At 72.7% G+C, this 20,921-nt stretch carries 19 protein-coding genes and 1 pseudogene; 13 read left to right on the top strand and 7 right to left on the bottom strand.

Features of this window, described 5'->3' with window-relative positions; translation table 11 throughout:
• The first annotated feature begins 21 nt into the window (after positions 1-21).
• The 7 genes and pseudogenes from OG989_RS21840 to OG989_RS21870 all read left to right on the top strand — a co-directional run.
• Positions 22-570, top strand: coding sequence for a TetR family transcriptional regulator (locus OG989_RS21840; protein WP_327028267.1), 549 nt, complete (start codon positions 22-24; stop codon positions 568-570).
• Positions 567-944, top strand: coding sequence for a DMT family transporter (locus OG989_RS21845; protein ID WP_327028268.1), 378 nt, complete (start codon positions 567-569; stop codon positions 942-944). Before OG989_RS21840 ends, OG989_RS21845 begins: the two co-directional genes overlap by 4 nt.
• Positions 941-1,270 (top strand): DMT family transporter, encoded by a 330-nt coding sequence (locus tag OG989_RS21850; RefSeq protein WP_327028269.1) that lies wholly within the window; start codon positions 941-943, stop codon positions 1,268-1,270. The genes OG989_RS21845 and OG989_RS21850 overlap by 4 nt, the downstream gene beginning before the upstream one ends.
• A gap of 144 nt (positions 1,271-1,414) precedes the next feature.
• A complete protein-coding gene (locus OG989_RS21855; RefSeq protein ID WP_327028270.1) occupies positions 1,415-2,158 on the top strand; it encodes a glyoxalase in 744 nt (247 codons plus the stop codon).
• A 43-nt stretch (positions 2,159-2,201) separates the two neighbouring features.
• A complete protein-coding gene (locus OG989_RS21860; RefSeq protein ID WP_327028271.1) occupies positions 2,202-3,302 on the top strand; it encodes a calcium:proton antiporter in 1,101 nt (366 codons plus the stop codon).
• A gap of 633 nt (positions 3,303-3,935) precedes the next feature.
• Entirely contained in the window at positions 3,936-4,760 is an 825-nt protein-coding gene (locus OG989_RS21865; protein WP_327028272.1) for an endonuclease/exonuclease/phosphatase family protein, read from the top strand.
• Positions 4,761-4,908: 148 nt separating this feature from the next.
• Positions 4,909-5,700 (top strand): annotated as a pseudogene (locus OG989_RS21870) (neutral zinc metallopeptidase); the annotation flags it as partial.
• A 9-nt stretch (positions 5,701-5,709) separates the two neighbouring features.
• Here OG989_RS21870 and OG989_RS21875 read toward each other — a convergent pair.
• The gene (locus OG989_RS21875) at positions 5,710-6,264 is read right to left on the bottom strand and encodes a hypothetical protein (RefSeq protein WP_151454175.1); all 555 of its coding nucleotides are present in this window, start codon (positions 6,262-6,264) and stop codon (positions 5,710-5,712) included.
• Between the two features lie 184 nt (positions 6,265-6,448).
• Between OG989_RS21875 and OG989_RS21880 the strand changes: the two genes are divergently transcribed.
• Positions 6,449-7,102, top strand: a complete 654-nt coding sequence (locus OG989_RS21880) for an HAD family hydrolase (RefSeq protein ID WP_151454176.1) — start codon at positions 6,449-6,451, stop codon at positions 7,100-7,102.
• A 79-nt stretch (positions 7,103-7,181) separates the two neighbouring features.
• On the opposite strand, the gene OG989_RS21885 is transcribed toward OG989_RS21880, so the two are convergent.
• From OG989_RS21885 to OG989_RS21905, 5 genes are all read right to left on the bottom strand, one after another.
• Positions 7,182-9,731 (bottom strand): ABC transporter permease, encoded by a 2,550-nt coding sequence (locus OG989_RS21885; RefSeq protein WP_327028273.1) that lies wholly within the window; start codon positions 9,729-9,731, stop codon positions 7,182-7,184.
• Positions 9,731-10,498 carry an ABC transporter ATP-binding protein gene (locus OG989_RS21890; RefSeq protein WP_151454178.1) on the bottom strand — a complete coding sequence of 256 codons (768 nt, stop codon included), beginning with the start codon at positions 10,496-10,498 and terminating at the stop codon, positions 9,731-9,733. Before OG989_RS21890 ends, OG989_RS21885 begins: the two co-directional genes overlap by 1 nt.
• A 339-nt stretch (positions 10,499-10,837) precedes the next feature.
• The gene (locus OG989_RS21895; protein ID WP_132237447.1) at positions 10,838-11,524 is read right to left on the bottom strand and encodes a response regulator; all 687 of its coding nucleotides are present in this window, start codon (positions 11,522-11,524) and stop codon (positions 10,838-10,840) included.
• A gap of 25 nt (positions 11,525-11,549) precedes the next feature.
• Positions 11,550-12,746, bottom strand: coding sequence for a sensor histidine kinase (locus OG989_RS21900; RefSeq protein WP_151454179.1), 1,197 nt, complete (start codon positions 12,744-12,746; stop codon positions 11,550-11,552).
• 212 nt (positions 12,747-12,958) lie between these two features.
• A complete protein-coding gene (locus tag OG989_RS21905) occupies positions 12,959-13,867 on the bottom strand; it encodes a RecB family exonuclease (RefSeq protein WP_327028274.1) in 909 nt (302 codons plus the stop codon).
• Positions 13,868-14,115: 248 nt separating this feature from the next.
• On the opposite strand from OG989_RS21905, the gene OG989_RS21910 reads away from it, so the two are divergent.
• The 3 genes from OG989_RS21910 (at position 14,116) to OG989_RS21920 (ending at position 16,832) form a co-directional block, all read left to right on the top strand.
• Positions 14,116-15,174, top strand: a complete 1,059-nt coding sequence (locus OG989_RS21910; protein WP_442791961.1) for a site-2 protease family protein — start codon at positions 14,116-14,118, stop codon at positions 15,172-15,174.
• The gene (locus OG989_RS21915) at positions 15,171-16,178 is read left to right on the top strand and encodes a tRNA (adenine-N1)-methyltransferase (RefSeq protein ID WP_425855197.1); all 1,008 of its coding nucleotides are present in this window, start codon (positions 15,171-15,173) and stop codon (positions 16,176-16,178) included. The genes OG989_RS21910 and OG989_RS21915 overlap by 4 nt, the downstream gene beginning before the upstream one ends.
• Before the next feature lie 81 nt (positions 16,179-16,259).
• Entirely contained in the window at positions 16,260-16,832 is a 573-nt protein-coding gene (locus tag OG989_RS21920; RefSeq protein WP_327028276.1) for a hypothetical protein, read from the top strand.
• 82 nt (positions 16,833-16,914) lie between these two features.
• Here OG989_RS21920 and OG989_RS21925 read toward each other — a convergent pair whose 3' ends face one another.
• Entirely contained in the window at positions 16,915-17,211 is a 297-nt protein-coding gene (locus OG989_RS21925; protein WP_132237457.1) for a ferredoxin, read from the bottom strand.
• A 177-nt stretch (positions 17,212-17,388) separates the two neighbouring features.
• Between OG989_RS21925 and arc the strand changes: the two genes are divergently transcribed.
• Positions 17,389-19,170: a proteasome ATPase gene (arc, locus tag OG989_RS21930; RefSeq protein ID WP_151457627.1), complete on the top strand. Its 1,782-nt coding sequence runs from the start codon at positions 17,389-17,391 to the stop codon at positions 19,168-19,170.
• 166 nt (positions 19,171-19,336) lie between these two features.
• Positions 19,337-20,854 (top strand): depupylase/deamidase Dop, encoded by a 1,518-nt coding sequence (gene dop, locus OG989_RS21935; protein ID WP_151455852.1) that lies wholly within the window; start codon positions 19,337-19,339, stop codon positions 20,852-20,854.
• Positions 20,855-20,921 lie beyond the last annotated feature (67 nt).

Raw genomic sequence — 20,921 nt, forward strand, 5'->3', positions numbered from 1 at the left:
TCCGGAAGGTAAAGTAACGGGGTGCGACCGAGCCAGCGAACCGCCGTTCTCGACGCGGCCATGACCCTGATCTCCGCCGAGGAGGGCGCGAACATCACCCTCGACGCCGTCGCCCGGCAGGCGGGGATGACCAAGCCGGGACTGATGTACCACTTCCCGACCCGCGACGCCCTCCTGCTGGCGATCGTCGAGCACGCCGCGCGACGGGTCGAGGACGCGATGCTCGCCACGCTCGCGGTGCCCTTCGACCAGGCGACCCCCGCCGCGCGGATCCGGGCCTACGCCCGCGTGGCGTACGGCGGCGACGCCAGCCGCGCGGAGTACGCGGTCGCCGCGGAAGCCGCCTACCGGCCGGCGCTGTCGGGGCCCTGGGTCGGGCGGCTCGCCAAGTGGTTCGACCTGCCACCGGACCTGCCACCGACCACGCGCGCCCGGCTCACCCTGGCCCGGCTGGCCGCCGACGGCCTCTGGAGCGCGTTCGCCACCGGCCTGTTCCCACCCGAACCGCAGGACCGCGACGCCCTCGTCGCGCTCATCGAAGACCTGACCGCGGAAGGCGACGTTTCGTGAAGCAGTGGCTGTACCTCGCCGGAGCCATCGGCCTGGAAGTGAGCGGGACCCTCGCGTTGCGGGCGGCCAACGACCACCCCGCGTGGATCGCGCTGGTCGTCGTCGGCTACACCCTCTCCTTCGTCCTCCTCTCGCTGGTCCTGCGCGCGGGCATGCCGATCGGCGTCGCGTACGGCATCTGGGCCGCCAGCGGGGTCACCCTCACCGCGCTGCTGGCCGCGCTGCTGTTCGGCGACGCCCTGACCTGGGTGATGGGGCTCGGCTTCGCCGTCATCGTCGCCGGGGTCCTGCTCGTCGAACTCGGCTCCCACCAGGCGGAATCGGGGCACACCGCGCCGCACGACGTCCACCACGAGCCAGAGGGGGCGCGATGAGCTGGGTCTTCCTGGCCGCCGCGATCGCCTTCGAGGTCACCGCCACCATGGCACTGCGCGCCTCCGAGGGGCTGCGCAGGAAGGCATGGGCGCCCGTCGTCGTCGGCGGCTACGTGACGTGCTTCGTCTTCCTCAGCCTGGCCCTCCGCGCCGGCATGGCCGTCGGCGTCGCCTACGGCGTCTGGGCGGCGGCCGGCATCGCCCTGACCGCGATCATCGCGCGGTTCGCCTTCAACGACCCGCTCACCAAGGTCATGATGCTCGGCATCGGTCTCATCGCCGGCGGTGTGCTCCTCGTCGAACTCGGCGCCACGTCGGCGCACTGAGCCGGCACCTCGGCCCTTCGGCGTCATCCGCCGGGCGAGGCCGGTCACGCTCGTCCTCGCCCCCCGCCGGGGGGCGTGCGTGGCGGCACGCGCGTTGGCACAATGGCCGGGCTGTCGACCCGGATGGGGGAGTGGGTGCCGACGATGACCGAGAACCACGTCCAGCCGAACGAGACCACGGTGCCGCTGCTGCACTGCGTGTCGGCGGAGGAGACCCTGGCGTTCTGGCGTGCGCTCGATTTCGAGGTCACGTACGAGCAGACGAAGCCGTACGTCTACCTGGCGTTCCGGTGGAGCGGGTTCGAGCTGCACTACGGCGGCGCGCCGAGGGGCGTGGACCCGTCGGCCGAGAACACCGGCGGTTGCCTGGTGATGGTCGACGAGGTCGCGCCCTACCACGCGGCGTTCAGCGAGGGGATGCGCCGCACCTACGGCAAGGTGCTCGCCAAGGGACGCCCCCGGATGACCCGCTACCGTGCCGGTGCGTCGCGGTTCAGCGTCGTCGATCCGTCGGGGAACACCATCATCTTCATCCGACGCGACGAGCCGGCGGAGCTGGAGTACGGCGGTTCGAAGCGGTTGCAGGGGCTGGCCCGGGTCCTCGACAACGCGCGGATCCTGCGCGAGTTCAAGACCGACGACCTGGCCGCCTTCCGGGCGCTCAACTCGGGGCTGCGTCGGCACGGCGGGGCAGCCCCGGCCGTCGAACAGGCGTTGGCGCTGGCCGGGTTGATCGAGCTGTCGCTCGCGCTGGGGAAGCCGGAGCTGGTGCCCGACTGGGGCGGCCGGCTCGCGACCCTCCCGTTGACCGCACCGGAACGTGCCAAGGTACGCCAGGCGGTCGCCGATCCCGCCGCGCTCGGGCCGTGGTTGCCGGACCCGGACTGACGGTCCGGGGCCGGATGATCGTCGCCTCTGCGAAGGTGGGGGCATGGCCGCGCTGTTCCGCACCCGTCTGACCGACTGGACCGTCGTCACGCCGCTGCTGGCGATCCTGGTGTTGATCCTGACCTGGGGGCGCGACCTGTCCGGCCCCGTCGTGGTCGTGGTGGCCGTGTTGCTGGCGGGCGCGGTGCTGGCCGCCGTGCACCACGCCGAGGTGGTGGCCCACCGGGTGGGGGAGCCGTACGGCTCGCTCGTGCTCGCCGTGGCCGTCACCGTCATCGAGGTCGCCCTGATCGTCACGCTCATGATCAGCGGTGGCGAGAAGACGCAGTCCCTGGCGCGCGACACCGTCTTCGCCGCCGTCATGATCACCTGCAACGGCATCCTCGGGCTGTCGTTGTTCATCGGGGCGCTGCGCCGCCGGGTGGCGGTGTTCAACTCCGAGGGCACCGGCGGGGCGCTGGCCACCGTGGCGACCCTCGCCGCGCTGAGCCTCGTGGTGCCGACCTTCACCACCGGCCAGCCGGGCCCGCAGTTCACCTCTGCGCAGCTCGCCTTCGCCGCCGTGGTCTCGCTCGCCCTCTACGGCCTGTTCGTCATGGTGCAGACCGGCCGCCACCGCGACTACTTCCTGCCCGTCAACAGCCAGGGCCGGGTGCTCGACGCGGAGGGACACGCCGAGCCGCCGTCGGACCGGGCCGCCCTGCTCAGCCTCGGCCTGCTGCTGGTGGCACTGGTCGCCGTGGTGGGCGACGCCAAGTCGGTGTCCCCGGCGATCGAGTCCGCCGTCGCCGGGGCGAACCTGCCCCCGTCGTTCGTCGGCGTGATCATCGCGCTGCTGGTGCTGTTGCCCGAGACGATCGCCGCCGCGCGGGCCGCCCGCCGCGACCGCGTGCAGATCAGCCTGAACCTGGCCCTGGGCTCGGCCATGGCCAGCATCGGGCTGACCATCCCCGCGATAGCGATCGCGTCGATCTGGTTGGAGGGCCCGCTGCTGCTCGGCCTCGGCGGCACCCAGGTGACCCTGCTCGCCCTCACCGTCGTCACCGGCGTGCTGACCGTGGTGCCGGGGCGGGCCACCGTGCTCCAGGGCGGCGTGCACCTGGTGTTGCTCGCCGCCTTCGTCTTCCTCGCCGCCAGCCCCTGACCGTCGCCGCGACCATCCGCCCGACCCACGCGCCGCCGAGCCCGCCGCCTGACCCACGCGCCTGGGCGACACGGAGAATTGCGGCGGGGGTGTTCGACGGCCTTGGCCGGACGGATCTCGCCGAGGGCGGGCACCACCGCGCGGTCGGGAACTTCGAACGGTCGCTGCGGTATTTCCGCGACAGCGCCAGCCGACGCGGCCCCGACGGCCCGTTTCTGCACGGCCCCGACGGCGAAGGCGGCCCGTAACCGATCGACACGAGCCGGTCAATTTCTTGATGCCGCCTGCTGAAGAAGTGCCTGGCCGTGTCCACAAAGGTCAAATCAGCGCGTCCGAGCAGCGCGTTCGGAACTGTTCCGAACGGCGCAGACCCTTTTCCGCATCACCGACCGCCGGTGACACTTTCAGCAGATCTGGCCACACGGGACGACCTTTCGCACTCGGAGCCGAATGGCGGAGTGAAGGCAGACGGCGAATGTCCGCCCGAAGCGAGAAGTACCGGCGCCCCTGGCACGTCGCCCGGCCAGTCCGACACTGATCCACAGGAACAGGGGAGACATGAGCAGGTCGAGCAGCACAAGACGCGCAGCATGGCGCATCGCGAGGGTATGGCTGGCCGGGTCGGTGGCGGCGGTGGCGGGGCTCGTGGCGCCCGCGTACGCCGGCCCTGCCCACGCCGCCGAGGAGGCCCTCAAGCCGATCCCCAACCGGTTCATGACGTGGAACACGAACGGTCAGAAACTCGGCACGCCGAAGTCGGTCGCGGATCAGATCAAGCGTTTCCGGCCGCAGGTGGCCGCGTTGCAGGAATCCTGCCTGAACGAGGTACGCGAGGCCGTCCGGCAGCTCAACGAAGCGGGCTTCAAGTACGAGTACCGGACCGGAACGGCCGCGCAGAACATCGGATGTCCAGGTCGGCTCGGCACCGCGATCGTCTACGCCAAGGGCACCACGGTCAGGGCCCACAACAAGAAGGGCTACAGCGTGGACGAGGGGTGGTGGGAGGCGCGCGGCATGCAGTCGTTCACCACGAAGGTCGACGGCCAGTGGGTCCGGGTGTTCAACACGCAGCTCAGTGAGCCGACGAGGGAACGCGAAGAGATGAGGCAGAAGCAGGTCGGCGAGTTGGTGAGCGCCACGCGGGCGTACCCTCGCGCACTCGTTCTTGGTGACCTCAACACCCGGCCGTACGTCACGAAGGTCATGGGCCCGATCTGGCAGGCCGGGTTCAGGGACGTCGACCCGTTCTGCGGGCCAGCCGAGGACACCCGCTGCGTCAAGACCCTCCCGCACACCGGGCCCGGGTTTCCCACCGCTGCGGCGAAGTTCGACTACCTGCTCGGCCGAGGCGTGAACTTCCGTAGCTGCAGGCTGCACACGCCCACCACCGACCACCGGATCGTGATCGGCGATCTCACGATGGCCGAGGGTCCCCGGCCGATGTGCAACGTGACCTGACGGAGGCCGAGAGTCAGGGCGGGCGGGTCTCCCGTCCGCTCTGCCCCGTCGACCGGGCAGTCAGGCCGGCGGTGCTGCACGGCCGGACCGGTGAACCGTCGCCGTCCGCGGCGTCGCCCACCTCCCTGCCCCGGTATGGCGGGCCCGCCGCGGGGGTACTGGACGTCGTGACGCCGACGCTGGGGAGGGCACTGTGACGACGCGTGTGCAGGGCCGGTCGCGAAGCGCGCTGGCCGGCCTGCTGGTGGCCCTCGTCGCGGCGGCCGGGTGCGTGGTCGGCGGGGTGTCCGAGTCCGACGGACAGCCCGCTCCGGGGCGCCCGGGCGGCCCGGCCTCGCCCGGCGCCGAGCAGACCCGGGCCGACGGCACCACCAGCGTCGCGGAGTTCCGGCAGGACGTCGCCGACGCGCAGAGCATCGCCGAGCGGTACTGGGCCGCCCAGTTCCGTGCCTCGGGGCAGCGCTTCCGCCCGATCAGCCGGATCGTGCCGTACCAGCGCGCCGGGGAGGTCTCCTGCGGAGGGCAGCCGCTACCGCGCAACAACGCCGTCTACTGCTCGGCCGGCGACTTCATCGCCTACGACGTGAGATGGTCGGTGGGCGCGTTCCGACAGGTCGGCGACGCGTTCGTGTTCTACCTGCTCGGCCACGAGTACGCGCACGGCATCCAGGCCCGGCTCGGCATCCGCCACTCCTACACCATCCAGCAGGAGTTGCAGGCCGACTGCATGGCCGGGGCGTACCTCGGCGACTCGGTGCGCTCGAAGGCACTGCGGCTCGCCGACGGCGACCTGGAGGAGTTCCGCGAGGGGCTGCTGGCCGTCGGCGACGCACCCGACCAGCCCTGGTTCGCCGAGGGCGCGCACGGCACCGCCGAGCAGCGCACCGAGTCGTTCTTCCGCGGCTACGAACGGTCCCTGGCCGCCTGCGGCCTCACCTGAGCGGGCCGGTCAGAACTCGCCCCACCACTGCCGCACCCACACCGAGGCCCCGCCGCCGTTGTCGCCGAGGTTCGGGTCGTTGAAGGAGAAGACCAGCCGCGACGGCGCACCGGCGTTGTAGTAGAGCATGCAGCCGCTGCCGGCGCCGACCGGGAACCACCGGCCCGAGCCGTAGAACAGCCCGGTGCTGAGCACCAGCATGGAACCGGAGGTCACCTTCGCGATCAGGGCGTACCGGGGAGCGTCCGGCGCGGGCCAGCCGCTGCCGGCCAGCGGCAGCTCGCCGGCGATCGACTTCTGGGTGCCCCAGTGGTCGATGCGGACCTTGCCCAGGGCGGACACCCGGAACACGTCCCGGTCGACCATGCCCACCGGGGAGGGCCACGTGGTGTGCACGTTGCCCGGGGCGAACCAGTCCCGCTCATCCTCGTGCTGGGGGGTCTCCAGGCCGTAGCACCGCTCCAGCGGCAGGCTCGCGGCGGCGGCCGGCCCGGCCGGCCAGATCGCGGCGGCGGCGGCCAGCAGGATCACGGTGCACCGGGAGACCAGGGATCGGACGCGCATGGCGACCTCCGGGCGAGGGACCGCCGTGGCTGGCGGCCGGTTGTCCCGAGTCTCGCGCCCGCGCGCAACCCGTCGGCCAGGTCACCCCGCGACACCTGGGCGCGCGCCGGGGGCGTGGGGGCTGAGAGGATCCCGGGGTACGCACCCGAGGGAGGACCCGCTGAACAGCCACCACCCCGCCGCCGTGCTCTTCGACATGGACGGCACCCTGGTCGACAGTGAGAAGCTGTGGGACGTCGCGCTGCACGAGCTGGCGGCGGAGTACGGCGGCACCCTCTCCGATCCGGCCCGCAAGGCGATGATCGGCTCCAGCATGGCCGCGTCGATGCGCCTCCTGCACGACGACCTGGGCCAGCCGGGGCGCGACCCGCAGGCCAGCGCGGCGTGGATCAACGCCCGGATCCTGGAGCTGTTCCGCACCGGGCTGCGCTGGCGCCCCGGCGCGCTGAACCTGCTGCGGGCCGTCCGGGCGGCGGGCATCCCGACGGCGCTGGTGACCTCCAGCGGCCGGCCCCTGGTGGAGGTGGCGCTGGACACCCTCGGCCGCGACAGCTTCGACGCGGTCGTCTGCGGCGACGAGGTCGAGGCGGCCAAGCCGCACCCGGAGCCGTACCTGACCGCCGCCCGGCTGCTCGGCGTGCCGATCGCCCGCTGCGTGGCGATCGAGGACTCACCCACGGGGGTGGCCAGCGCGCTCGCCGCCGGCGCGGCGGTGCTGGCCGTACCGGCGGAGGTGCCGATCGCGCCGCTGGACGGCGTACACCAGCTGGAGAGCCTGACCGGCGCGGACCTGGAGCTGCTGGCCGCCCTGCTCGGCGCGCCGCCGCCGGGCGCCTGACGGACGAGGGGCGCCGCCGCCCGGCGCCTGAGACGACGAGGGCCCCGCCGACCGGCGGGGCCCTCGTCGTGCGGTGGGATCAGTCGTGGGCGATGGCGCCGAGCACGTTGATCCGGGCGGCCCGGACCGCAGGCAGCGCCGCGGCGACCACCCCGACGATCGCGGCGAGGCCGAGGAAGATCCCCATCTGGGTCCAGGGCAGCACCAGGTCGGTGATGCCCTCGTCGCGCAGCGCCTCGACCACGGCCGCGCCCAGGCCGGCGCCGACGACGACGCCGAGCAGCGCGCCGAACACCGAGATCACCACCGCCTCCACGGTGATCATCCGCATGGTCTGCGCCCGGCGCAGGCCGATGGCCCGCAGCAGCCCCAGCTCCCGGGTGCGCTCCAGCACCGACAGCGCCAGGGTGTTGATGATGCCGAGCACGGCGATCACGATGGCCAGCGCCAGCAGGATCTGGATCATCATGAGCAGCCCGTCGAGCTGACCGGTCTGCTGCTCGATGAACGCCTCCCGGTCGGCCACCGACACCTCGGGGGAGTCGGCCAGCAGCGCCTCGATCTGCGGCTGCACGTCGGCCACCCGGGTGCCCGGCGCCAGCTGGATGAATCCCTGGATGGGCTGCGGGATGGCGAAGCCGCTCGCCGCCTCCGCCGGCAGCACCACCGGGTTGGTCAGCTGGGAACTGGCGTAGATGCCGGTCACGGTGTACGTCCGCGCCTCGCCCCGGGACGTCTGCACCGGCACCTTCGACCCCACGGAGAGGCCGCGCGCCGTCGCGGTGTCGGAGCTGACCAGCATCCCGTCCGGCGCCAACCGGTCGATGTCGCCGGCGGTCGGCTCGGCCCCGAAGATCAGCCGCAGCGCGGCGACGTCACTGCTCGCCGCCACCCAGGTGCGCTCGCCGCCGACCATCGCCAGGTCGCCGTACTCGCCGTCGGCCAGGCGCACCCCCGGGATCGCGGCGGCCTTTTCCAGCACGGCCGGGTCGAAGCTCGGCGGCCGGGGGCCGCTCTGCGCCCCGGCGATCACCAGCTCGGCCTTCAGGCTGTCCTGGGCGAGCCCGCCGATGCTGCTCTTCGCGGAGTCCAGGATCACCGTCACGCCGGTGACCAGCGCGATGCCGACCATCAGCGCGGCGGCGGTGATGGCGGTGCGGCGCGGGTTGCGCCCCGAGTTGAGCCGGCCCAGCTTGCCCGGCACCGACCAGGCGAAGAGCGCGCCGAGCAGGCTCACCACCGGCCGGCTGATCAGCGGCGTCAGCAGGGCCACGCCGATGAAGGCGAACAGCACCCCGCCGAGGATGGTGGCGAGGGTGTTGCCCCCGGCGTTGCCGGTGAGCCCCAGCGCCAGCAGCGCCCCGCCCACGGCCGTGACGATCGCGCCGGCCACGGTGACCTTGGTCAGCGGACGGTCGGGGGTGGCCACGTCCTGCATCGCCGCGATGGGCGGGATCCGCGACGCCCGCAGCGCCGGCAGCAGCGCCGCCACCACGGTGATCACGAGACCGACGGAGAACGCGCCGACCACGGCGGAGAGCGGCACGCCGATCCCGGCCAGGGTCAGCCCGCCGGCGAACGTGCTGAACAGGTACGCCAGCAGCGCGCCGATGCCGATGCCCGCGCCGAGGCCGAGCACCGAGGCGACCAGCCCCACCGCGATGGCCTCCAGCACCACCGAGCCGATGATCTGCCGGCCGCTGGCCCCCACGGCTCGCATCAGCGCCAGTTCGCGGGTGCGCTGCGCCACGATGATCGAGAAGGTGTTGAGGATCAGGAAGGTGCCCACCAGCAGCGCCACCGCGGCGAAGCCGAGCAGGATCCGGTTGAAGAAGGACAGCGCCTCCTTCATGCCGGCCGCCGCGTCCTCGGACAGCTGCGTACCGGTCTTGACCTCGAAGTCGGCGCCCACCGCGGCGGCCACGGCGTCGCGCAGCGCCTCGTCGGACACCCCGTCGGCGGCGGTGACCGAGAGGTTGCTGAAGGTGTCCGGCGCGCCGAGCATCAGCTTCTGCGCCACCGGCGTGGTGAACATGATCTCGTTGGCGCCACCGATGGAGTCCCGGCCGCCGCTGTAGCCGAACACGCCGACGATGGTGAACTCCTGCTTCGGCTGGAGGGTCAGCACGCCGACCCGGTCGCCGACCTTCACCTTGCCGGCCGTCGCGAGCGCCTTGTTGATGACGATCTCGTCGTCGGCCTGCGGGGCCCGCCCCTCGCGCAACTGCACCAGGTCGCTCTCGCCGGTCCAGTTCTCGCCGAGCTGCGGCGGGCCGAACGAGGCGACCACCTTGCCGTTGCCACCGATCAGCCGCGCCCCGTCGACGCCGACCACGCCGGTGGCCTCGGCGACGCCGGGCACCGCCCGGACCTTGTCGAGGGTGGCCGCCGGCACCGGCGCCGCCACCGGCATGCCCTCCGTCTCGCCGATGTCGATCTTCGGCTTGGCGGCGACGTTGACGTCCACGCCCTCGTACGCGTCGGCGAAGATCGCGTCGAACGAGCGGCCGAGGGTGTCGGTGAGCACGAACGCGCCGGAGACGAACATGACGCCCAGCACCACGGCCAGGCCGGAGAGGATCAGCCGGACCTTGCGGGCCAGCAGGCTCTTCAGGGTCGCGCGGAACATCAGCGCGCCACCTCGGCGGGGGTGTCCAGCTTCTTCATGGTGTCCAGCACCGTGTCGGCGGTCGGCTCGATCAGCTCGGAGACGATCTGCCCGTCGGCGAGGAAGACCACCCGGTCGGCGTACGCGGCGGCGGTCGGGTCGTGGGTGACCATCACGATGGTCTGCCCGTGCTCGCGCACCGAGTTGCGCAGGAAGTTCAGCACCTCCGCGCCGGCCCGCGAGTCCAGGTTGCCGGTCGGCTCGTCGGCGAAGATCACCTCGGGCCGGGCGACCAGCGCCCGGGCGCACGCCACCCGCTGCTGCTGGCCGCCGGAGAGCTGCGCCGGCCGGTGGTCCAGCCGGTCCCGCAGCCCGACCGTGGCGATCACCGTGTCGTACCAGGCCGGATCCGGCTTGCGTCCGGCGATCGACAGGGGCAGCAGGATGTTCTCCTTCGCCGTCAACGTCGGCAGCAGGTTGAACTGCTGGAAGATGAAGCCGACCTTGTCGCGGCGCAGCTTCGTCAGGCCCGCGTCGCCCAGGCCGGTGACCTTCGTGTCGCCGATCGACACCGTGCCCCGGGTCACCGAGTCCAGGCCCGCGAGGCAGTGCATCAACGTCGACTTGCCCGAGCCCGACGGCCCCATGATCGCCGTGAACCGGCCCCGCTCGAACTCCGCGCTGACCCCCCGCAGCGCGATGACCTGCGCCTCGCCGCTGCCGTACACCTTCCACACGTCGTTCGCCCGGGCCGCGGCCTGCGCCTGCTGGCCTACCGTCGCGGTCACGTCATCTACCTCTTCCGTCTGTCTTCGGTCCGCGCCGCCCCCGCTGGTCCGGCACGGCAGTCCCATCATCTGCGCTCGCCAGCCCCGATCCCTCCGACTCCGGTCGGAGCCGTGGCGGATTTCGCGCTGCGGGTGCCCCCCAATGCCGACTCAGGGTTGCCCCTGAGTGGGCGGCCGGGCGAGGGCGTTCCGCCGGCCGGGACCGATCCTGCACAGTGACGCCGCGTCAGGGTCAACCGCGCGGCGACGTCTCCGGTCACGGTAGGTGACGGCGGCAACCGCGCCGCGTGCCGTGGCGAATCCCCGGGTACGCGGCCCGCGCCGGCCGGCGACGAGGCGCTACGCCCGTGGGCGGACCAGACCCGACTCGTACGCCAGCACCACGGCCTGCACCCGGTCGCGCAGCCCCAGCTTCGTCAGCACGTGCCCGACGTGGGTCTTGATGGTGGTCTCGCTGACCGACAACGCCCGGGCGATCTCGGCGTTGGACAGGCCCCGGGCCACGTGCACGAGCACCTCCCGCTCCCGCTCGGTCAGCGCGCTCAGCGTGCGGGGCGGCGCGGCCGCGGGGTCGGGCAGCGCGTCGGCGAAGCGGTCCAGCAGGCGCCGCAGGATGCGCGGCGCGACGACCGCGTCCCCGGCGGCCACCGTGCGGATCGCCGCCACCAGGTCGTCGGCCGGCACGTCCTTGGCCAGGAAGCCGCTCGCCCCGGCCCGCAGCGCCCCCACCACGTACTCGTCCAGGTCGAAGGTGGTCAGGATCAGCACCCGCACCGGCAGCCGGGCGTCGACGATCGCCCGGGTCGCGGCGACCCCGTCCATCCGCGGCATCCGGATGTCCATCAGCACCACGTCGGGCAGCAGCCGGCGGGACAGCTCCACCGCCTCCAGACCGTCGGCGGCCTCGGCGACGATGTCCAGGTCGTCCTCCGTGCCCAGCACCATCCGGAAGCCGGTACGCAGCAGCGGCTGGTCGTCGGCGAGCAGGATGCGTACCGGCCGTGCCGGCACCGTCGCATCGGTCACCTGATTCCCCCGTCCCGATCCCCGGTCACGCCGCCGCGCCCCGGGGTTCCACCGGGATCCTCGCCGACACCCGGAAGCCCCCGCCCGGCCGCGCCCCGGTACGCAGGACACCACCGTAGAGGGCGACCCGCTCCCGCATCCCGACGAGGCCGTGCCCGATCCGGTCGCCGTCGGGCCCGGGGCCGCGCCCGGTGTCGGCGATCTCCACGTCGACCGTGTCCCCGTCGAAGCTCAGCAGCACCTGGGCGGTGGCCGCGCCGGCGTGCTTGAGCGCGTTGGTCAGCGCCTCCTGGGTGATCCGGTAGAGGGTCAACGCCACCCCCTCCTCCAGCGTCGCCGGGGTGCCCTCGACCCGCAGGGTCACCGGCAGGCCGGCGTCGCGCACCTGCTCCACCAGCGCCTCGATGCCGGCGAGCCCCGGCTGCGGAGCCAGCTCGGCGGCCGGCTCGGCGTCGGTACGCAGCACGTCGAGCAGCCGGCGCATCTCCCGCAGCGTCGCCCGGCTGGTCTCCTCGATGGTGGCGATCGCCCCGTCGGCCGCGTCCGGGTCCTTCGGCAGCACGCGACGGGCCCCCGTGGCCAGCACCCCCATCACGCTGACGTGGTGCGCGACCACGTCGTGCAGCTCGCGGGCGATGCGGCGGCGTTCGTCGGCGACCGCCCGCTCGGCCAGCGAACGCTGGTTCTCCTCGGCCGCCCGGGCCCGCTCCCGCAGCGCCTCCGTGGAGGCCCGACGGGCGTGCACCGCGCGTCCCACCGAGTACGCCACCGCCCCCACCAGCAGGTTGTTCAGCACCAGGTAGGCGGGACTGACGTTCGCCAGCAGCTCGTCGGGCGGCGGCGCGAGGGCGCTGGTGGTGGCGACCGGTATCCACAGCACCAGCGCCGCCACGACCGCCGTACGCGGTGGCCCGGCGGCGGCCGCCGTGTAGGTGAGCACCATGAAGGTCATGCCCTGCGTGGTCGGCGCGGGGCCGAGCAGCAGGGGCACCGCCAGCGTCGCCACCGCCAGCGCGACCGCCGCCCACGGCGCCACCCGCCGCCACGCCACCGGGGCGGCGCAGACCACGCTCCAGCCCAGCGCCGCCAGCAGGCGCCCCGGCCAGTACTCGCGGGGGGTCAACGCGGTGAGCACCACCTCCGCCACGACGAGCCCGCCGGCGAGGAGCACGTCCGCGGCGAGGGGGTGCTGGCGCAGCCATGCCCGGGGGCCCGAAGTCATACCGCGACGCTATCCGCCGTCGCGGCCGATTGATCGTCGCCGGCGGTGAGCCCGGCCTCATCCCTCAGGAGGAGAGCAGCTCGTCCCCGTCGGGGCGGCCGACGAGGGTGTCACCCGCCGCGTGAGCGCCAGACGACCGGCCGTGCGGCGGCTTCGAACCCGTTGCCGAGTGGCGGAGGACCTCACCGGATGGTGGTGCGCCGGTCAGCCGGTCACTCGTCGGCGCCGGGAGGCGTCGGGCGGGACCGGGCGTCGCGCAGCGGATCCGGCGCCGCCTGCGTCGGGAACGGCGGCGGGGTGCCCCCGAAGGTCGGGCAGAGCGCCTGGTGGCTGCACCAGTCGCAGAGCCGGCTCGGGCGGGGACGGAAATCCTGCTGGGCGGTCGCCTGCTCGATCGCCCGCCACAACGCCACCACGGTGCGCTCGAAGCGCAGCAACTCGTCGGCGTCCGGGGCGTAGTCGCAGACCTCCGAGTCCTTGAGGTAGAGCAGCCGCAGCACCCGGGGGACCACGCCCCGGGTGCGCCAGAGCACCAGCGCGTAGAACTTGAGCTGGAACAACGCCCGGGCCTCGAACGCCTCGCGCGGCGCGCCGCCGGTCTTGTAGTCGACCACCCGCAGCGCCCCGTCGGGCGCCACGTCGAGCCGGTCGACGTAGCCCCGGATCAGCAGCTCCTCGTCGACCACCGCCGAGATCAGGCTCTCCCGCTCGGCCGGCTCCAGCCGGCGCGGGTCCTCCACCGCGAAGTAGCCCTCCAGCAGCCCGGCGGCGGAGCGGAGGAACTCGGTCGCCGCCGGGTCGCCGTCGGCGAACAGCGCCGCCAGCTCGGGCTGCTCGGTGACGAGCCGGTCCCACTGCGGGGCCACCAGGTCGCCGGCGGCCGTCGGGGTGCGCCCGGCGGCCGGCAGGTCGAACAGCCGCTCCAGCACCGCGTGCACGAGCGTGCCCCGGGCCTGCTCGACGGTCGGCCGCTCGGGCAGCCGGTCGATGCTGCGGAACCGGTAGAGCAGCGGGCAGGTCTTGAAATCCGCCGCCCGCGACGGCGACAGCGAGGCCCGCACCGTCGCCGGGACATCGGCCGAGGTCGGGGAATGCTGCGTGGTCACCGGTTCCGCCGTCATGCCCGGAAGGTTAGGGCACCGGTGTGACACCACCGCCGTCGCCGCACCGGTGCATGATCGCGTGGCAGGACGGTGCACCAGCGCGTCGCCGCGCCGGCGCCCGGTCCCGTCACCACGCCGGCGCATGATCTCCGCCGCGTAGCATCGATCCGATGGAGCAGACGAGGCGACCGCGCCGCCGGCCCGACGCGCGGGGCGGCCTGACCGTGGGCCGGGTGTTCGGGGTGCCGCTGCACCTCAACGGCTCGATGGTGCTGCTCACCCTGCTGGTGACCGTGCTGTACGCCGAGTTCGCCCGCCGCCAGCTCGACCTGTCCCAGCTCGCCGGCTACCTGATCGGCTTCGGCTTCGTGGTCTCCCTGCTCGGCTCGGTGCTCCTGCACGAGCTCGGCCACGCCCTCACCGCCCGCCGCTACGGCATCGGTGTGCGCGGGATCACCCTGGAGCTGCTCGGCGGCTACACCGAGATGGACCGCGACGCCCCGACGCCCCGGATCGACCTGCTGGTGTCACTCGCCGGCCCGGCCGTCTCCGCCGTGCTCGGCGTGCTCGCGGTCGCCGCCACCCTCGCCCTGCCCGACCGCACCCTGGCCAACCAGCTCGCCTTCCAACTGGCCGTCAGCAACGTCATCGTCGCGCTGTTCAACATGTTGCCCGGCCTGCCGCTCGACGGCGGCCGGGCGCTGCGGGCGGCGGTCTGGGCGGTGACCCGCGACCGGCACCGCGGCACCGAGGTCGCCGGCTGGGTGGGACGCGTCGTCGCCGTCGGCACCGCCGCGCTGGTCGCCCTGCTCACCCTCACCCGCGACCTGGCGCCGCTGGCGCTGCCGCTGATGCTGCTCGTCGCGTTCACCCTGTGGCGCGGCGCCGGGCAGTCGATCCGGATGGCCCGGATCAGTCGCCGCTTCCTGCTGATCGACCTGGCCCGGCTGGCCCGGCCCGTGCTCGCCGTGCCCACCGGCACGCCGTTGGCCGAGGCGCACCGCCGGCGCGCCGACGGGAGCACCCCGGGCGCCGCCCTCGTGGTCACCGACACCGCCGGCCGGCCGGTCGCCCTGGTCGACCCGGCGGCGGCGGACGCCGTGCCCGTGGAACGCCGCCCCTGGCTGGCCGTCGACGCGGTCGCCCGATCCCTGCCCGACCTGCCCGCGATGCCGGTGGGACTCGACGGGGAAGGCGTGATGGAGACCGTGCAGACCCACCCGGGCGCGCAGTACGTGGTGACCTCAGGCGAAGATGTCGTGGGCATTCTGCACATCGCGGATCTGGCTCAGCTCCTCGAACCTCAACGGAAGATGAACACGTGACCGCAACTCCCCCCGCCGCCCCGGCAGACCCGGGCACCCCGGTGCCCGCCGACACCCCGGCGCTGCCCCCCGTGCACCGCGGCCCGTTCCGGATCGGCGACCGGGTGCAGCTGACCGACCCCAAGGGGCGGATGCACACGGTCACCCTGGAGCCGGGCAAGGCGTTCCACACCCACCGCGGCATCCTGGAGCACGACGCGCTGATCGGCCTGCCCGACGGCAGCGTGGTCACCACCACCGGCGGCGGCACCGCGTTCCTGGCCCTGCGACCGCTGCTGTCGGACTACGTGCTCTCCATGCCGCGCGGCGCCCAGGTGATCTACCCGAAGGACTCCGCCCAGATCGTCGCCATGGGCGACATCTTCCCCGGCGCCAAGGTCCTGGAGGCCGGCGCCGGCTCCGGTGCGCTGTCCTGCTCCCTGCTGCGTGCGGTCGGCACGGGGGGCGAGCTGCACTCGTTCGAGGTGCGCGACGACTTCGCACAGATCGCCCGGCGCAACGTCGAGGCGTTCTTCAACGGGCCGCACCCGGCGTGGCACCTGCACGTCGGCGACGTCGCCGGGTGCGCCGAGACCGGCTTCGACCGGATCATCCTCGACATGCTCACCCCGTGGGAGACCCTCGACATGGTCGAGCGGGCGCTGGTGCCCGGTGGCGTGTTCATCGGCTACGTCGCCACCACCCCGCAGCTGTCCGAGCTGGTCGAGGCGCTGCGTGAGCGCGGCGGCTGGACCGAGCCGCGGGCCTGGGAGTCGCTGGTGCGCGACTGGCACGCCGAGGGTCTGGCCGTGCGCCCGGACCACCGCATGATCGCGCACACCGCGTTCCTCGTCTCCGCGCGTAAGCTCGCCCCCGGCGTCACCGCACCGCCGCGGCGCCGCAAGCCCAGCAAGGGCGCCGAGGCGTACGCCGAACGCCGCCAGGCGCTGCGCGAGGCCGAGGCCGCCAGGCAGGCGGCGGCTGCCTCGGCGCAGCAGGCGGCCGAGGACACGGAACGGCCGTGACGGTGCAGCGGGGCGACGAGGAGTGAACGGACGGATCCCGCCCGTCGGCGCGTGCCGGCGGGCCGGGCACGGGGAGGTGTCATGAGCCGGCCCGGCTTCGGCGGGGGTGACCTGCCGGCGGTGTTCCCGGACTGGTCGCCCTACCAGGACCTCGAATCGGCGGCCCGGGCGTACCTGCGGGACCCCGACGTCGCGCTCGAGGCGCTCGGTGGGGTGCTGCGCGGCGCTTCGGTGCTCGGCTTCACCCTGGAACGCTTCGTCAACGAGGTCAACGGGGTGTGGCAGGAGGTCGTGGTCTGCGACGGCAGCAGCCTCGTCCTCTGGCACGGCGAGGACGTGCCGCCGGAGGAGGGGCCACCGGGCTCGATGACCTCGTCGTTGCGGGTGGTGCCGGTCTCCACGGTGACCGAGGTCGGCTGCCGGCGCCGGCTCACTCGCGCCGAGGACGGCGGGATCCGGGTGGACAGCATCGACGTCTACCTACTGCTCACCTCGCTGGACGAGGCGCCGCCCAGCGACGAGGCGGTGGGCGCGCCCCGGCACGACGCGCTGCGCTTCGGCAAGACCCTCGACGACGGCGGCGCCGGACAGATCGCCCGCCTGGAGGAGTTCGCCCGCCTGGTCGCCTCGGTGGTCGGCCGACCGATGCTCTGAGGCGTACGCCCGGGTGGTCCGCGCAGGCGGGGTTCCCGGACGTCTCGATCCTCCCGCGCGCTCGCGCGGGAGGGCCGGGCCGTCAGTCCTCCTCGGCCTCCGGGCCGGCCACCTCGACGCCGTCGCTGCCGCGCACCACGTGGATGCACTCGCCCGGGCACTCCTTCGCCGAGTCGATCACCTCGAGGCGCAGGTGCTCCGGCACGTCGACCCGGCTGCCCGGCGCCATCCGCAGCTCGCCGTCGGGGCCCTTGACGTACGCCAGCCCGTCGACGTCGAACTCGAAGACCTCGGGCGCGTACTGCACGCAGAGCCCGTCGCCCGTGCAGAGATCCTGGTCAACCCAGACCTGCAACTCGTCCGTCACGACCTGCGCCACGGCGCACCCCCCATGTTCTCCCGTCCCACGCCTCGACGGTACCCGAACGCCCGTACCGGCCCCCCGGGCCACCCTTCGCGATCAAGGTTCGGTGACGAGCGCGTTGCGTGGGACCGAATCGGCCTCATAGCGGCTAGTGTTAGGGCAGAACGTTCAAGCCCCCCGGGGAGGTGGGACGTGGCACGCAGCGACGACGCGGACTCGCGCGCCGCACGGTGGGAGAAGGAGGCCCACGATCTCTCCACGCAGGTCGCGTTCCTTCAAGAGGAACTCGCTCTGGTGCGGCGCAAGTTGACCGAAAGCCCCCGACACGTCCGGCAGCTCGAAGAGCGGCTGGCGGCCACCCAGGCACAGTTGGCGCGGCTGACCGAGAACAACGACCGGCTCGTGAGCACCCTCAAGGAGGCTCGCGCGCAGATCGTGACGCTCAAGGAGGAGATCGACCGCCTCGCGCAACCGCCGAGTGGTTACGGCGTCTTCCTTGCACGGCACGACGACGGCACGGTGGACGTCTTCACCGGCGGACGCAAGCTCCGTGTCGCCGTCTCGCCCTCGCTGGACGTCGCCGAGCTGCGGCGCGGCCAGGAGGTCCTGCTCAACGACGCGCTCAACATCGTCGACGCGTTCGGTTTCGAGCGGGTCGGCGAGGTGGCGATGCTCAAGGAGATCCTCGCGGGTCCCGACGGCAGCCCGGGCGACCGGGCCCTGGTGGTCTCGCACTCCGACGAGGAGCGCATCGTGCACCTCGCCGACACCCTGATCGGTTCGCCGATCCGGGCCGGCGACTCGCTCATGATCGAGCCCCGCTCGGCGTACGCGTACGAGCGGATCCCGAAGAGCGAGGTCGAGGAACTGGTCCTGGAGGAGGTGCCCGACGTCGACTACACCGACATCGGTGGCCTTCACTCGCAGATCGAGCAGATCCGCGACGCGGTGGAACTGCCCTTCCTGCACGCCGACCTGTTCCGCGAGCACCAGCTCCGCCCGCCGAAGGGCATCCTGCTCTACGGTCCGCCCGGCTGCGGCAAGACGCTGATCGCCAAGGCGGTGGCCAACTCGCTCGCGAAGAAGATCGCCGAGCGGGAGGGCAAGGAGAAGCACACCAGCTTCTTCCTCAACATCAAGGGCCCGGAGCTGCTCAACAAGTACGTCGGCGAGACCGAGCGGCACATCCGGCTGATCTTCCAGCGGGCCCGCGAGAAGGCCGGCGAGGGCACACCGGTCATCGTGTTCTTCGACGAGATGGACTCGATCTTCCGGACCCGGGGCTCCGGTGTCTCCTCCGACGTGGAGAACACCATCGTCCCGCAGCTGCTCAGCGAGATCGACGGCGTGGAGGGGCTGGAGAACGTCATCGTCATCGGCGCCTCCAACCGGGAAGACATGATCGACCCGGCGATTCTGCGACCCGGCCGACTCGACGTGAAGATCAAGATCGAGCGGCCGGACGCCGAGGCGGCCAAGGACATCTTCACCAAGTACATCCTCGCCGGGCTGCCGCTGCACCCGGACGACCTGGCCGAGCACGGCGGCGACCCCCAGGCCACCGTCGCGGCGATGATCGACGCGGTCGTGCTGCGGATGTACTCGGAGACCGAGGAGAACCGCTTCCTCGAGGTCACCTACGCCAACGGCGACAAGGAAGTCCTCTACTTCAAGGACTTCAACTCCGGCGCGATGATCCAGAACATCGTCGACCGGGGCAAGAAGATGGCCATCAAGGAGTTCCTCACCTCCGGACGCAAGGGTCTGCGCCTGCAGCACCTCCTCGACGCCTGCGTCGACGAGTTCCGGGAGAACGAGGACCTGCCCAACACCACCAACCCCGACGACTGGGCCCGGATCTCCGGCAAGAAGGGCGAGCGGATCGTCTACATCCGCACGCTCGTCTCCGGCGGCAAGGGCGCGGAGGCCGGCCGGTCCATCGAGACCGCCAGCAACACCGGCCAGTACCTCTGACGGACACCCGCACGGGGCCCGTGGCGCGACGCGCCACGGGCCCCGTCCCGTCCGTGCCCGCCTCTCCGCCCCCGCCGCCCCGGTCCGCCGCGCCCCCATCCGCCGCGCGGCCGACTACGCTCGACGTGACGGGGGACCGGGTCGGGCGAGCGAAGCGGGTAGGTCGATGAGCGTAAGACGGATCATGGGCACCGAGGTCGAGTACGGCATCTCCGTTCCCGGCCAGGCCGGGGCCAACCCCATGGTCACCTCCTCCCAGGTGGTCAACGCCTACGGGGCGCGCCCGGAACTCAACCGGGGCGGCCGCGCCCGCTGGGACTACGAGGAGGAGTCGCCGCTGCGGGACGCGCGCGGCTTCACCTACTCCGGTGCCGCGTACGACCCGGCCGAGGCGCTCGCCGACGAGGACCTCGGGCTGGCCAACGTGATACTCACCAACGGCGCACGGCTCTACGTCGACCACGCCCACCCGGAGTACTCCACACCAGAGGTGACCAACCCGCTGGACGTGGTGCGCTGGGACAAGGCGGGGGAGCGGGTGATGGCCGAGGCGGCCCGGCGCGCCGCCACGATCCCCGGCACCCAGCCGATCCACCTCTACAAGAACAACACCGACAACAAGGGCGCCAGCTACGGCTCGCACGAGAACTACCTGATGCGCCGGCAGACGCCGTTCGCCGACATCGTCGCGTACCTGACGCCGTTCTTCGTGACCCGGCAGATCGTCTGCGGCGCCGGCCGGGTCGGCATCGGCCAGGACGGCGGGCAGAGCGGCTTCCAGATCTCCCAGCGTGCGGACTTCTTCGAGGTCGAGGTCGGCCTGGAGACCACCCTCAAGCGGCCGATCATCAACACCCGCGACGAGCCGCACGCCGACGCCGACAAGTACCGCCGGCTGCACGTCATCATCGGCGACGCGAACCTGTCGGAGATCTCCACCTACCTGAAGGTCGGCACCACGGCGCTGATCCTCACGATGATCGAGGAGAAGGCGCTCGGCCCCGACCTCGGCATCGCCGACCCGGTCAGCGAGCTGCGTGCGGTCAGCCACGACCCGTCCCTGACGCACCGGATGCGGCTGCGCGACGGGCGGCGGCTGACCGCCCTGGACCTCCAGTGGGCCTACTACGAGCGGGTCCGGTCCTTCGTGGACGACCGCTACGGCACCGACGCCGACGAGCAGACCCTCGACGTGCTCGCCCGCTGGGAGCGCGTGCTGGACAGGCTGGGCCGCGACGTCATGCTCTGCGCCGACGAGCTGGACTGGGTGGCCAAGCTGCGGCTGCTGGAGGGCTACCGGGAGCGCGAGCAGCTCGGCTGGGGCTCGCACAAGCTGCAACTGGTCGACCTCCAGTACTCCGACGTCCGCCCGGAGAAGGGCCTCTACCACCGGCTGGTCTCCCGGGGCGCGATGAAGACGCTGCTCGACGACGAGCAGACGCGTACGGCGATGACCGAACCGCCGGAGGACACCCGGGCCTACTTCCGCGGCCGCTGCCTGGCCCAGTACGCCTCCGAGGTCGTTGCGGCCAGCTGGGACTCGGTCATCTTCGACGTCGGCCGGGAGTCGCTGGTGCGGGTGCCGATGATGGAGCCGGAGCGCGGCACCCGCAAGCACGTGGGGGCGCTCTTCGACCGCTGTGCGAGCGCCAAGGATCTGCTGGAGACCCTCACCGGCGGCTGACCGGGTCGACGATTGCCCGTCGGGTGCCGAACGCGGCGCGCGGCGGGCTTTTCGTCGCCTCCGCGAG

Origin of the sequence: Micromonospora sp. NBC_01740 (assembly GCF_035920365.1) — a bacterium.
Lineage (GTDB): Bacteria > Actinomycetota > Actinomycetes > Mycobacteriales > Micromonosporaceae > Micromonospora > Micromonospora reichwaldensis.

Bases quoted from the DNA above. Each gene is read 5' to 3' on its own strand.
- OG989_RS21875 (WP_151454175.1), bottom strand. From the start codon at position 6,264: ATGCGCGTCCGATCCCTGGTCTCCCGGTGCACCGTGATCCTGCTGGCC.
- OG989_RS21900 (WP_151454179.1), bottom strand. From the start codon at position 12,746: ATGACTTCGGGCCCCCGGGCATGGCTGCGCCAGCACCCCCTCGCCGCG.
- OG989_RS21920 (WP_327028276.1), top strand. From the start codon at position 16,260: ATGAGCCGGCCCGGCTTCGGCGGGGGTGACCTGCCGGCGGTGTTCCCG.
- dop (WP_151455852.1), top strand. From the start codon at position 19,337: ATGAGCGTAAGACGGATCATGGGCACCGAGGTCGAGTACGGCATCTCC.
- OG989_RS21905 (WP_327028274.1), bottom strand. From the start codon at position 13,867: ATGACGGCGGAACCGGTGACCACGCAGCATTCCCCGACCTCGGCCGAT.
- OG989_RS21855 (WP_327028270.1), top strand. From the start codon at position 1,415: ATGACCGAGAACCACGTCCAGCCGAACGAGACCACGGTGCCGCTGCTG.
- OG989_RS21885 (WP_327028273.1), bottom strand. From the start codon at position 9,731: ATGTTCCGCGCGACCCTGAAGAGCCTGCTGGCCCGCAAGGTCCGGCTG.
- OG989_RS21860 (WP_327028271.1), top strand. From the start codon at position 2,202: ATGGCCGCGCTGTTCCGCACCCGTCTGACCGACTGGACCGTCGTCACG.
- OG989_RS21910 (WP_442791961.1), top strand. From the start codon at position 14,116: ATGGTGCTGCTCACCCTGCTGGTGACCGTGCTGTACGCCGAGTTCGCC.
- OG989_RS21850 (WP_327028269.1), top strand. From the start codon at position 941: ATGAGCTGGGTCTTCCTGGCCGCCGCGATCGCCTTCGAGGTCACCGCC.